The following is a 12,873-nucleotide window of genomic DNA, read 5'->3' on the forward strand; positions in this document are numbered from 1 at the left end:
AAATCATGGCAAAATTGGAAATTAAATCAAAATCCGAATGTACATACGACTGTATTTCTCTTGGTGAAGTAATGTTAAGACTCGATCCGGGAGAAGGCAGAATAAGAACAACGCGTCAGTTTCGTGCCTGGGAAGGCGGTGGCGAATATAACGTTTCACGCGGTCTGAGAAGGTGTTTCGGAAAGAAGACAGCAATTATAACTGCATTGGCCGACAACGAAGTTGGTGCCTTAATTGAAGATTTTATGCTTCAGGGCGGTTTGGATACTCAATTCGTAAAATGGGTAGATTACGATGGTTGTGGTCGCACCGTTCGTAATGGATTAAACTTCACAGAAAGAGGCTTTGGCATTCGTGGTGCAAAAGGTGTTTCCGACCGTGGAAATACAGCTGCATCGCAATTAAAACCCGGCGATATCGACTGGGAATATATCTTCGGAACACTGGGCGTTCGCTGGATGCACACCGGTGGTATTTTCGCTGCACTTTCGGAAACGGCAGCAGAAACGGTTATCGAGGCAGTGAAAATTGCCAAAAAGTATGGTACCATTGTTTCGTATGATTTGAATTACCGTCCGTCGCTTTGGAAAGCCATTGGTGGTGAAGCAAAAGCGCAGGAAGTAAACCGTGAAATCGCCAAGTACGTAGATGTGATGATCGGTAACGAAGAAGATTTCACAGCTTGTTTGGGACTTGAAGTGGAAGGTAACGAAGAGAATCTGAAAGAGCTGGATTTAACCGGATATAAAAACATGATAAAATCTGCCGTATCCGAGTTTCCTAACTTCAAGGTTATAGCCACAACATTGCGTACTGTAAAAACAGCTACCATAAATTCATGGGGCGCTATCTGTTATGCTGATGGTGTAATTCATGAAGCAGAGCACCGCGAAGATCTTGAAATTATGGATCGTGTAGGTGGTGGCGATAGTTTTGCATCCGGTTTAATTTATGGTTTCCTTGAGTTTAACGATGGTGCAAAAGCTGTTGAATATGGCGCAGCACACGGTGCATTGGCAATGACCACTCCGGGTGATACAACTATGGCAACCTTATCAGAAGTAGAAAAAATAATCGGCGGCGGAAGTGCTCGTGTTGACCGATAAAAAACAGTAAACAGTCTCAGTTTTCAGTCAGTAAGAATAGTTAGTTCATGATGGAACTGATAACTGCGACTGCGAACTAAAAACTTATAAAAGATGGCAAGATTTTCAAGAATAGAAGTAGCATTAAAAATGAAAGAAACCGGAATGGTGCCGGTGTTCTATCATCAGGATGTAGAGGTTTGTAAAGCAGTGGTAAAAGCCTGCTACGATGGTGGTGTACGTTTATTCGAATTCACCAACCGTGGCGATTTTGCTATTGACGTATTTGCTGAACTGAATAAATGGACAATAAAAGAATGTCCTGAAATGATTATGGGCGTTGGCTCTATTGTTGATGAGGCAACAGCTGCCATGTATATTGCTATGGGAACCAACTTCGTTGTTGCTCCGCTTATTGATGAAGGAACGGCAAAAGTTTGTAACAAACGCAAAATAGCCTGGAGCCCGGGTTGTGGTTCGGTTACAGAAATTGGTCGCGCGCACGAGCTTGGTGCCGAGGTGGTTAAAATATTCCCCGGGTCGCAGGTGGGAGGACCTAGCTTTGTAAAAGCCGTAAAAGGACCAATGCCTTATGCCAGCATAATGCCAACTGGTGGTGTATCGCCTGACGAAGAGAACCTGAAACAATGGTTCGAAGCCGGTGTAACTTGTGTGGGAATGGGATCGCAGTTGTTCCCAAAAGAAGTTTTGGCCGAAAAAAATTATGCTTATATTACCGAAAAATGTGCCGGGGCATTGAAAATTATCAGTGATCTGACAACATAAAATTTGCGCCAAAATGGCGAAACACTAAATCAATTATATCTAATGAGAACTAAAATCGTTAAAACTTTTTCTTTGGTTTTTGTGGTGGTATTTCTTCTGGGATGCACCGAAACCAAACAACATAAAGTCTTAAAACTGGCTCACGGTCTCGACCCAACTCACCCCGTACATAAAGGAATGGAGTTTATGGCCGAGCGTTTAGCAGAAAAATCGGGCGGTAAACTCACCATCGATATTTACCCCAGCGGACAGTTGGGCTCCGAGCAGCAGTGTGTTGAATTGTTGCAGATCGGAAGCCTGGCAATTACCAAAGTTTCGGCTGCGGTAATGGAAAGTTTTACACCAAAATTCAAAGCGCTGGGTTTGCCTTATGTTTTTCGCTCGAAAGAACATTCATTTAAAGTGTTTGACGGGGAAATCGGCAAAGAGTTGTTGTTGGGAACGGAGGAATACTGGATTCGAGGTTTATGTTTTTACGATGCCGGTTTCCGTAGTTTTTATACCATCGACAAACCCATAAATACACCTGACGATTTAAAAGGTTTGAAAATCAGGGTGATGAAAAGCCAGACGGCCATGGAAATGGTACGCGCTTTAGGTGGTTCTCCAACTCCAATTTCGTGGGGCGAGTTGTACACCGCACTGCAAAGTGGAGTAGTGGATGGCGCCGAAAACAACGAGCCAAGTTTATATACTTCGCACCATTACGAGGTTTGTAAACAGTACTCATTAGATGAACATACCTGTGTGCCTGATGTGCTGATCATTAGTACAAAAGTGTGGAATACACTAAGCGAGCAGGAGCAAAAGTGGCTGCAGGAAGCTGCCGATGAATCGGTTCCTGTAGAACGGAAGTACTGGGCCGAATCGGTGGAAGAATCATTGCGAATTGTTCAGGAGAATGGTGTTCAGGTCAATTATCCTAACAAAGAATTATTTGCAGAGAAAGTTTCCGATTTACTGGATAAATACCGTCAGGACGAAGTTTTGGGAGACATATTACGTCGCATCGAAGCCGTTAAATAGAAACCGATAAGAAAAAGATTATGACTATCAGAGAAAAAATAGATAAAGTAATCGAGATCTTGTTGATTTCGATTATGAGCATATTGGTACTCGATGTGCTCTGGCAGGTTTTTAGCCGCTACGTTTTGTCCGCACCAAGTTCGTTTACCGACGAGCTGGCTGGATTTCTTCTAATTTGGGTAGGTATGTTGGGGGCCGCTTATGTGGCCGGTAAAAACGAACACCTCGCCATCGACCTGATGTTGCAAAAAATGAAAGGCGTTAAAAAACGTCGCTTGCAAACTTTTATTAATGCCCTGGTTGGCTTGTTTGCCTTATTCGTAATGGTATTTGGTGGCTCGTGGCTGGTTTATACCCGTTTTTACCTCCAGGTAAAATCTGCAGCACTGGCATTACCACTGGGCTATGTATATCTGATTGTTCCGCTAAGCGGATTGCTGATTATTTATTATGCTATTGATAATTCACTGAACCAAAATATTGAAGAGTAATGGAATTTTTAGGAGTAATTGTACTTGTAGTAAGCTTTATAATTTTACTTGTAATTGGAGTTCCTATTGCTATCAGTATCGGAATTTCAGGGATTTTAACCATGCTGGTAACCATTATGCCACTACCTGCTGCAACAACGTTTGCGCAGCGAATGGCAACGGGGCTGGATAGTTTTGCACTGCTGGCCATTCCGTTTTTTATACTGGCGGGGAATATAATGAACAAGGGAGGAATAGCCATCCGGCTTATTGATTTTGCGCGAGTTTTGGTTGGCCGCTGGCCTGCCGGACTGGCGTTTGTTAATGTTTTTGCTAACATGCTTTTTGGTGCCATTTCCGGTTCAGCAGCCGCATCGGCTTCGGCAATCGGTAGTATTATGATGCCCGAAATGAACAAAGAAGGCTACGACAAAAACTTTAGTGCCGCGGTAAATATTACTTCAGCAACAACAGGTTTGTCTATTCCGCCAAGTAATATCCTCATTGTATATTCGCTGGCCAGTGGTGGTGTTTCCATTACTGCGCTTTTCCTGGCGGGTTACGCTCCGGGTATTTTAACCGGCTTGGCGATTATGGCGGTGGCTATGGGGATGTTTTCGTACAAACATTTTGGATTTAAAGGAATGGTGCGCAACCTCGGTAAATTCTTCGCGGTTATTGCATCGCTTGCTCTGGTAATTGTAGGATTGTTTAAAGTAAACAGTGCCTTTTCTGCAGGAGTTGCCACAGCCATTTATGGCGGAATTGGTGTTTTGTTTTTAGGCGGAATTGGTTATTACGGCAGCCGGCATAAAAAGGGTGCATTAAATGCTCTAAAAACACTTTGGCGTGCTTTCCCGAGTTTGATGATGCTGGTGATCGTTATCGGTGGTATTGTGGCCGGTTTTTTTACCGCAACCGAAGCTTCGGCAGTAGCTGTTTTATATGCTTTGGTTTTGGCCTTTATTTATCGTGAATTGAGCTGGAAAGACCTTCCTGCCGTAATTCTGCACTCGGTAAAAACAACCGCATTTGTGCTTTTGCTTGTGGCCACCTGTATCGGTTTGTCGTGGATTATGGCTTACGAAAATATTCCGCAAAACGTAAGTGAAGCGTTATTGGCGCTTAGCGATAACAAATTTGTGATACTGCTGATCATTAACCTGATTTTGCTGTTTGTGGGTGTGTTTATGGACATGACTCCGGCAGTTTTGATCTTTACCCCGATATTTTTACCCATCGTTTCCAATTTAGGACTGGAACCTGTTCACTTTGGAATTATCATGGTACTGAACCTGAGTGTAGGTTTGGGAACGCCTCCGGTAGGATCGTTGTTATTCATTGGCTGCAGTGTAAGCCAGGTAAAAATCGAAACGGTGATAAAACCGCTTATCCCGATGTTTATAGCAATGATCGTTTGTTTGTTGCTGGTAACTTATATTCCTGAAATCTCGATGTGGCTACCTCAAAGCCTGGGATTTTAGCGATTTAAAATTTGTGTTTTATATTGGCTCTTAGGAGTTGATATAAAACACAAATCTCCATACTTTCTCTATTTTCGCTCCCATGAAGTTATTCGTTTTTGATTTGGATTTTACCCTGTGGGATGCCGGTGGAACCTGGTGTGATGCCACAAACCCGCCATATTACTGGAGCAATGGAGCCTTGCTTGATCAATCAAACAGCGAAATTGAATTGTATCCCGATGTAATTCCAGTATTAGAGGAACTCAAAAGGAATAACCGGAAAATAGCTGCAGCTTCACGGACTTTCGAACCGACATGGGCACAAGACTTACTTCACTTGTTTGATATCGATAAATATTTCGACCGGAAAGAAATTTATCCAGGCAGTAAAATTCAACACTTCTCAAAAATCAAAAAGTATTTTGGAATTGATTATTCCGACATGGTTTTCTTCGACGATGAACACCGTAATATTCTCGAAGTTGGGAAACTGGGAGTTGAAACAGTTTTTGTTAACGACGGACTTCGGAAAGGGCAGGTATTTCAGTATTTGAAATAGGCTTGTAGGTATTCGAATAGCTTGCGATCAGCATTTTAAACCGTTAAATATCAGTTTAATCTTGTGTGATTTTCAGTAAATAATATCGTGCTGGTTCATCTACAGCAGGTATATTTGTTGCATACAAACCCTGTAGATAGTTTAGTTAAAGGTTTTAGAAACGCGTTATATTGTGATAAAATAAATATCCCGGATTGGACGCCCGGGATTTTTTATGCCGAATAAATAAGCCAGGTGTCGATCCAATATGCGAAAGGTTTTGAAAATCCCTTCGAAAATTGTCTCTGCAGCAACTCTCTCCATAACTACGAACTTCTTCGTCAGCATTTCGGCAGTAGTAATTTCAGCATTTTGGCTAGTTGAATTCAGTAGCTCACGTAGTGCTTTAAATTGTAACATAATTACTTTTGAATTATACAAACCCCGCTAGAAATAGAGGAGGAGAATTTAAAAATTCATTTAGTTGTTTAAAAAGACTGGATTGAAAAATCCCGGAGTGGACGCCGGGATTTTTTTTTAGTTCAAGTATGCCAATTGTTTTCAGCGTGAATATTAAGCAAAACGATGAAATTACAATGGTAAATACCGATAGCATAGCAATAAGAATTTGGGAATTAATGCACTGGATTTGAACTGGTGGCTATTCGGTAAAATTAAATTCTGTAAAGAAAGAGTGCTGACGGACGCGAGCACTCTTTCATATCTTGAGATCTCTTATTTTTTACAAAGTTACCGAAGTACTGGTGTTACCAGCTTTTTGCGAGATGTATTCCAGTGTTACTTCTCCTTTTCCCTGAACAATAAATTCATACTCAGTACTACTGTGTCCCGGAATGGCAAAGAACTGAACCTCAGGTTTATGTTCTTTATAGCTAACCTGATTGAGGCGGTAATCGTTAATTTTACCGCCGGCAATAACTTTGGCACCCGAAACTTTCAGGTGGTCGACAGTATACAATTTATCATGAACAGCCTGGGCCGTCATGGTCGACAAACCATTTTTGTTTGTCAGGCGAACCCGAATTCGTTTCAGGTTATTGTCCAGCTCTTTTACCTCAAATACATTCATTTCCACTTTTGGTGTTTCGTTGGCTGCCAGCAATACCACTGAAGCGTTGCGGTGCACCAAATCGGGCAGCATGAATGGATGTGGTAAACGAGAGCTCATTTTCACCCAGCCTCCAATTTCAATTTCGCCGTAAACCGGGTGATTAAACGGTTTCCATTCTTTGTACAATTCGCCCTGCACAACGTTATCGTTAAATTTCAGTTGTTCGCGACTACGCTCGTTACGGTCGCTATCAGATCCGGCGGCAGGTTTATCACTTTTCGCTTTGTAGGTTTCATCTTCGCGCATAAACAGTTCGCCAACAAAAGTATACGAACCGTGTACAAAGAACATCTGCCCGTCGGAGTCGCCAAAGGTAGGGTACAGATCAAATGATGACATATAAACATAACCAGGAGTTATTTTAATGGCTTCTTTCCCGATAACATCGTAGGCGGCAATATCCGAAGGCGGAAGTACCGTTGTATTATCAGCCGGAACACGAAGCCACATACCGCCCGAGTTGTGAAATGAAAAGTTTACGATGATATTGGGGTGCTTTGCCGCAAATGCATCAACCGCTTTTATGCCAACGCCCGAAAACGGAAAGTTTCCGGCACCACGCTGAACGTATGGTGGCTGCCAATGATAACCAAAGTTACGGTTCGGATCGAGGTAACCTTCAGCATCTTCATTAAATCTTCCGTCGCCATCGTTGTCAATACCTTCGGAGCCTAAAATGGTGTATTCCCCTTTTTCACCGGGTTTTACACGAACCATAATACGCGGATCTTCCGGATCGGGTTTATAATCACCGTTCGGATCTTTTATGCGCATCTGGCAAATGCTGCCGTCGCCATCCAGATCATCCGGGGCATCTTCATCAAATAAACCATCGCCATCGTCATCTTTAGGCACGCGAATACTGCGGCTTGAACTTGGTGTATGTGCGTCCTTAAAAAAGTGGTTGCGGCCATCAACATTTACCACGGGAATAATGTAGTGCACGTTGCTGTCGACAGCTTTGGTAACCTGCTCGTTTTTTCCATATTTGGTTAACAACATGTTGGCGTAATACAGACACACTTCTCCGGCCTGAACCTCGTTGCCATGAATGTTTCCGTCGACCCAAACACCTGGTTTGTCGTGTTCGGCACCGGTTTTATTGTTGTTAATGGTAAGTGCATAAATTTTTAATCCTTCTTCGCTTTCTCCAATCGATTCCAGTTTTGTCAGATCAGGATAAGCCTCATGAAGTACCTCAAGTGCTTCAACAACTTCGTCGTAATCGTAATAACGGTCGAAACGTAGCGGTACTTCAATCTTTGGTTCGTTGGCGGCAAATACCGCAACTGCCAACGAGAATAGTGCTGCTAATGAAAATATTTTGCGTATCATGATTAACCTCCAATTTTAATTTGTTCAACTACATCGGTAAAAACTGTCGACTCAATTGTGGCAGTAATACTTTTGTTTTTATTTGCTTTCAGCAGCCAGGTGTATTTTTTTACCTGGTTGGCACCAAGTGCTCCAAGTGGAGTGCGTAGTTTACCTTCCAGTAATTCCACTTCGCCATCGAGCGTAAGCACTACAGGAGCTGGCTGGCCATTGCGCTGTCCCATCGAAATCGGGTAGGGAAGTGCGCCATTGTTGGCTACATACAATTCCAGTTTGTAAATACCGCCACCCATATCCGTCACTTTTTTGTCGGCAATGGCAAACTCCGGAAGTTCGGTAGACAACTTGAGCAACCAGGGCAATTGTGTTGCCAGTAACGACTCAATTTTGTCTGCTTTCGGCGTTGTTTCCAGGTAAGGTGCATAACCCCCCACTTCTACTTCATCAAAATCGGGATGATCTACTTTTGTCCAGGCAACAAATCCTGCTCCGTCCAGTTCTGCATCAGAATAAGCCAGCAACGCTTTGTCTTTTTCACTCAACTCATCTTTTTTCTCCGGCTTTTCCTCCTTCTTTTTCTTGTCATCCGAGGCCTCTTTTTCCTCCTCTTTTTTCGCTTCTTCTTTTACTTTCGGAATTGAAAATAGTTGCATGCTAAACGAAGGCACGCCGAGGTGATAATAGGCCCACAATTCAAACGAACCATCTTTTGCCGGAGTTGGATCGAGCGTTTCGATACTAAAATCTTTTGCTTTCAGGTACTTTTTATACGCTTCGGCATATTTTTTATAAAAAACCAGGTCGTCTTCCAACGGATTAGTCGCCGGTCCCAAACTCAGGTAACTGGCCACCAATGATGAAGTAACTTCAGTTCCCGGCGACACAACCGCTTTAAACAACTCGATTGCTTCGTCCATGGTGTAGGTTTTATTGGCATCGGCGTTAAGCATAGTGGCATAACGGCGCGGTATTTTTAATTTGTCGAGGTTGGCATCGCCTTTACGGCCTCCTTTGGGCGGAACCAGGCAAAAGTTTGATGTACCTAAAGTGTACACCATCGAAATCTCGGGGCGGTCGAAAATAAAACGCAATATTCCATACACCTCGGGAGTTTGCCCGGCGTATAAACCTGCCTCCTTGTTCTCGTATGGGAAAAGATGCGGAAAAGAAATACCCACGTTAATCCCGCCAACGCCGTCTTCGTTGTATTTCCCGTCTTTGTCATTGTCAATTCCTTCTGTCAGCAATTTGTATACGCCACGTTCGCCTTCCTTTTTGTCGGCTTTTTTCATTAGCCGTGCGTCTTCTTTCGAAACGATATAACTGCCTTCAATACTTTTAATACGCATTTGAGTGATCAGCCCGTCGCCGTTTAAATCATCCGGACCATCTTCATCGGTAGCCTCGTCGCCATCGTTGTTTATTTTGAAAAGATTGGTGGCCTGCCCGGTTTTTAAAGCCGAAAAATAAACCGCAGCAGCATCAGGGTTGGGTTGTGGCATAATGTACCATTTTACATCTTTGGTATAAGCCGTTGAATCCATCAAAAGTTTCGCCAGGTACAATGCGCCTTCAGTGGCCAGCGGTACATTCCCCTCGAAATTGGCACCCACAAAAATTGCCGGAACATCGCTGAGGTTTGCACCAATTTCCAATACGGTAATCGGTTCGCCACCCGGACTTTCGGCAATGGTGTGCAGTTTGGCATTCCCCGAAGAGAATTCTTTTAACAATTGCTGAACCTCCCGGTTGGTGTGGTATTTTTCAAATCCGGTGTCAGACTGCGCTTTTAGGCCGGAGCTTATAAATATAAGCATCCCGGAAAAGCACAAATAAAGCAGTTTTTTGACCATAATAAATGTGTTTTTCTTTAAATGATTTATTAAAATTTTGATTCGTCGATTAGGCACTGTTGATACTAATGGTGAAAGAAATATGTTCAAACTTCGGCATGAAAATTACATTTTTTTATTAAAAAAGTGGAATTTGCTGACATAAATTTGATATTGTTTCTGGTTTTGGTGACGATTTTACTTTTTATTTTATTCTGAAATGTATTTGATTGTGTCAAAAAGTATAAATAAATAATCAGTTTATGTATTGTAATTGCTGTTAAAGAGGTTTAATTTTATGTCCATAATTTTACTAAACCAAATAAATCAAACAAAATGAAGCATTCAAAAGCTTTAATCAAATCACTTCTATTAGTTGTATTTCTAAGTGTGTTTTCATCGGTGCTTTGTGCAAAAACAAGTGTGAAGAAACTCGTTTGCGAGTATCACGAAAATCCTGTGGGCATTGATGTTGAACAGCCAAGGTTAAGCTGGCAACTTTATTCCGATCAACAGAATGTTGTTCAATCGGCTTACGAAATCAGGGCGGCAGGCTCGGTGAAAGACCTGGCATCAAAAAGCAAACAGTTGTGGAATTCAGGAAAGGTTGAATCCGATAAGTCGGTAAATGTGGTTTATGGCGGCCCGCAACCTGAGTCGATGCAACGTGTTTACTGGCAGGTACGTGTGTGGGATAACACCGGAAAAGCGAGTTCCTGGAGCGAACCAGCCTATTGGGAAATGGGAATTCTGGAACCTGAGTTATGGAAAGCCTCGTGGATTACCTTGCCCAACGAACCGGAATCGGAAGATTCAAAACCGGCGCAATACTATAGGAATGAATTTTCAACCTCAAAAAGTATTAAATCGGCACGTGCCTATGTAACGTCGCACGGGTTATATCAGCTGTTTTTAAATGGCGAAAAAGTGAGCGACCAGTTGTTTACTCCGGGTTGGACGAGTTACAATAAACGTTTGCAATACCAGACTTACGATGTTACTGAAATGCTGCAAAAAGAGAACGCTGTTGGCGTTGTTTTGGGCGATGGCTGGTACCGCGGAAATATTGGATGGGTGAGTGCCAACGGATACTATGGAAATGATCTGGCGCTGTTATTCCAGCTAAAAATCGATTATACCGACGGAAGTAGTGAGTGGATAGTTAGCGATAAAAACTGGAAGGTAAATAATGGCCCGATTCGCAAATCGGATATCTACAATGGAGAAACTTACGATGCACGTATGGAACTTACCGGCTGGGCCAACACCGGGTATACTGCAGACGGTTGGAAAAGTGTTGAAGAAGTAGATCAACCAAAGGATCTTTTAATTGCACCGCAGGGCGTCCCTGTTAAAGCTGTTGAAGAAATCAAGCCTATTGAATTTATTACCACACCAAATGGCGAAAAGGTGTACGATATGGGCCAGAATATGGTGGGCTGGATACGCATAAAAATGAAAGGTAAAGAAGGGCAGAAAGTGCAACTGAAATTTGCCGAAGTGCTCGATAAAGAGGGTAATTTCTATACCGCTAACTTGCGGGGTGCCGAATGTACCGATACCTATATTTTTGGGAAAGACGGCGAGGTGGTTTACGAACCAAAATTCACCTTTCACGGATTTCGCTATTTACAGTTGATTGGTTTTGATGAGATTCCGGCGAAAGAAGATATTACCGGTGTGGTTATTTATTCGGATATGGAACCAACAGGCACATTCGTTTGTAACGACGAAATGATAAACCAGCTGCAGCATAATATTCAGTGGGGACAAAAAGGCAACTTCCTTGATGTACCAACCGATTGTCCGCAACGCGACGAACGTTTAGGCTGGACTGGCGATGCGCAGGTGTTTAGTATGACTGCCGGATACAATTTTAACGTGGCTGCTTTCTACACCAAATGGATGAAAGATGTGGCAGCCGATCAATTGGATAACGGCGTTGTTCCGCATGTTATTCCTGATGTTTTGAACGGGCAGGGAGGTGCTACCGGATGGGCCGATGCAGTGGCTGTTATTCCCTGGTCGGTGTATAAAATTTATGGCGATACACGCATTCTGGAAGAAAATTACCCGGCCATTACCAAGTGGGTAGGTTATATGAACGAAAGGGCAGGCGACGATTACCTGTGGACAGGCGATACTCATTACGGCGACTGGCTGGCTTATGCCACAACCCGCTCGGATTACCCGGGTGCTACTACCGAAAAAGATCTGCTGGCAACGGCTTACTTTTACTACACAACTACTTTGACAGCCAAAATCGCTCAGCTAATCGGTAAACCACAAGATACTCAAAAGTACAAACAACTGGCAGCAAACATTAAGGAAGCGTTCAACGATGAGTTTGTAACGCCTAACGGACGTCTGGTTTCGCACACACAAACGGCGTATGTTATTGCACTTACCTTTGGCATTTTGCCCGACAGTATGGTTGATGATGCAGCTGATTACCTGGCAAAGGATGTAGAGAAATTCAGACACCTGACCACCGGCTTTTTGGGAACTCCGATTTTATGCCCGACTTTATCGGCAATTGGCCGCGACGATCTGGCCTTTATGTTGCTGAACCGCAAGGATTATCCGTCGTGGTTATACCCGGTAACACAGGGAGCAACAACCATCTGGGAGCGTTGGGACGGACAGAAACCCGACGGATCGTTCCAGGATGTGGGAATGAACAGTTTTAACCACTATGCTTACGGCGCTATTGGCGAGTGGTTGTACAACCATGTGGCCGGAATAAAAGTGGATGAGAACAATCCGGGTTACAAGAAATTCTTCCTGGCACCAAATCCGGGCGGTGGTTTAACCCAGGTTGATGCAACGTTTAATTCGGTGTATGGCCCGATTAAATCGGACTGGAAGATCAGCGACGGACAGATGATCTACCAGGTTGAAGTTCCTGCTAACACTTCTGCCGAGGTGGTGCTGCCAAAAGCGAAAGTAGCCGAAATAAATATGGACGGCGATCTAAAATCAAGCGCCAAACAAACCGGAACCGACGTAACTGTTTCAGTGGGGTCGGGGACTTATACCTTTAGTTATCCGATGGCAGAATAGGAATAAGTTGATTTTTTTTTTGCACCGCGGCTTTAGCCCGGTGATCAGAATTAAGGATATATAAAAGGCTTTAGCCATTAATCTTACCGATTAAACGCTAAAGCCTTTTATATTATCATAAATATCACCGCCCTAAAGCC

At 43.2% G+C, this 12,873-nt stretch carries 9 protein-coding genes; 7 read left to right on the plus strand and 2 right to left on the minus strand.

The genetic code is table 11. The annotated features are described in order from the left end of the window. Positions 1 to 5: 5 nt before the first annotated feature. From LH29_RS13610 to LH29_RS13635, 6 genes are all read left to right on the plus strand, one after another. The gene (locus LH29_RS13610) at positions 6 to 1,106 is read left to right on the plus strand and encodes a sugar kinase (protein ID WP_045030701.1); all 1,101 of its coding nucleotides are present in this window, start codon (positions 6 to 8) and stop codon (positions 1,104 to 1,106) included. A gap of 93 nt (positions 1,107 to 1,199) precedes the next feature. Beyond that, positions 1,200 to 1,871: a bifunctional 4-hydroxy-2-oxoglutarate aldolase/2-dehydro-3-deoxy-phosphogluconate aldolase gene (locus LH29_RS13615; protein ID WP_045030703.1), complete on the plus strand. Its 672-nt coding sequence runs from the start codon at positions 1,200 to 1,202 to the stop codon at positions 1,869 to 1,871. A gap of 42 nt (positions 1,872 to 1,913) precedes the next feature. Beyond that, positions 1,914 to 2,897, plus strand: a complete 984-nt coding sequence (locus LH29_RS13620; protein WP_045030705.1) for a TRAP transporter substrate-binding protein — start codon at positions 1,914 to 1,916, stop codon at positions 2,895 to 2,897. Positions 2,898 to 2,917: 20 nt separating this feature from the next. Then, positions 2,918 to 3,388: a TRAP transporter small permease gene (locus LH29_RS13625; RefSeq protein WP_198152450.1), complete on the plus strand. Its 471-nt coding sequence runs from the start codon at positions 2,918 to 2,920 to the stop codon at positions 3,386 to 3,388. Then, a complete protein-coding gene (locus LH29_RS13630) occupies positions 3,388 to 4,851 on the plus strand; it encodes a TRAP transporter large permease (protein ID WP_045030707.1) in 1,464 nt (487 codons plus the stop codon). The genes LH29_RS13625 and LH29_RS13630 overlap by 1 nt, the downstream gene beginning before the upstream one ends. Before the next feature lie 82 nt (positions 4,852 to 4,933). Next, positions 4,934 to 5,392, plus strand: a complete 459-nt coding sequence (locus tag LH29_RS13635) for a magnesium-dependent phosphatase-1 (protein WP_082063700.1) — start codon at positions 4,934 to 4,936, stop codon at positions 5,390 to 5,392. A gap of 721 nt (positions 5,393 to 6,113) precedes the next feature. Here the strand turns inward: LH29_RS13635 and LH29_RS13645 are convergent. Together LH29_RS13645 and LH29_RS13650 are read right to left on the minus strand one after the other, a co-directional pair. Further along, on the minus strand, positions 6,114 to 7,838 hold the full coding sequence (locus tag LH29_RS13645; RefSeq protein ID WP_157493694.1) for a M14 family metallopeptidase: 1,725 nt from the start codon (positions 7,836 to 7,838) through the stop codon (positions 6,114 to 6,116). 2 nt (positions 7,839 to 7,840) lie between these two features. Next, positions 7,841 to 9,691 carry a M14 family metallopeptidase gene (locus tag LH29_RS13650; protein ID WP_052670933.1) on the minus strand — a complete coding sequence of 617 codons (1,851 nt, stop codon included), beginning with the start codon at positions 9,689 to 9,691 and terminating at the stop codon, positions 7,841 to 7,843. Positions 9,692 to 10,006: 315 nt separating this feature from the next. Here LH29_RS13650 and LH29_RS13655 point away from each other — a divergent pair, with 315 nt between their 5' ends. Further along, positions 10,007 to 12,733 carry a glycoside hydrolase family 78 protein gene (locus LH29_RS13655; protein WP_082063702.1) on the plus strand — a complete coding sequence of 909 codons (2,727 nt, stop codon included), beginning with the start codon at positions 10,007 to 10,009 and terminating at the stop codon, positions 12,731 to 12,733. The last annotated feature ends 140 nt before the right edge of the window (positions 12,734 to 12,873 follow it).

Origin of the sequence: Draconibacterium sediminis (genome assembly GCF_000949475.1) — a bacterium.
Lineage (GTDB): Bacteria > Bacteroidota > Bacteroidia > Bacteroidales > Prolixibacteraceae > Draconibacterium > Draconibacterium sediminis.

What these genes read in the sequence shown, in the direction of transcription:
- LH29_RS13615 (WP_045030703.1), top strand. Translation starts at nt 1,200, where the DNA reads ATGGCAAGATTTTCAAGAATAGAAGTAGCATTAAAAATGAAAGAAACC.
- LH29_RS13620 (WP_045030705.1), top strand. Translation starts at nt 1,914, where the DNA reads ATGAGAACTAAAATCGTTAAAACTTTTTCTTTGGTTTTTGTGGTGGTA.
- LH29_RS13610 (WP_045030701.1), top strand. Translation starts at nt 6, where the DNA reads ATGGCAAAATTGGAAATTAAATCAAAATCCGAATGTACATACGACTGT.
- LH29_RS13655 (WP_082063702.1), top strand. Translation starts at nt 10,007, where the DNA reads ATGAAGCATTCAAAAGCTTTAATCAAATCACTTCTATTAGTTGTATTT.
- LH29_RS13645 (WP_157493694.1), bottom strand. Translation starts at nt 7,838, where the DNA reads ATGATACGCAAAATATTTTCATTAGCAGCACTATTCTCGTTGGCAGTT.
- LH29_RS13630 (WP_045030707.1), top strand. Translation starts at nt 3,388, where the DNA reads ATGGAATTTTTAGGAGTAATTGTACTTGTAGTAAGCTTTATAATTTTA.
- LH29_RS13635 (WP_082063700.1), top strand. Translation starts at nt 4,934, where the DNA reads ATGAAGTTATTCGTTTTTGATTTGGATTTTACCCTGTGGGATGCCGGT.
- LH29_RS13650 (WP_052670933.1), bottom strand. Translation starts at nt 9,691, where the DNA reads ATGGTCAAAAAACTGCTTTATTTGTGCTTTTCCGGGATGCTTATATTT.
- LH29_RS13625 (WP_198152450.1), top strand. Translation starts at nt 2,918, where the DNA reads ATGACTATCAGAGAAAAAATAGATAAAGTAATCGAGATCTTGTTGATT.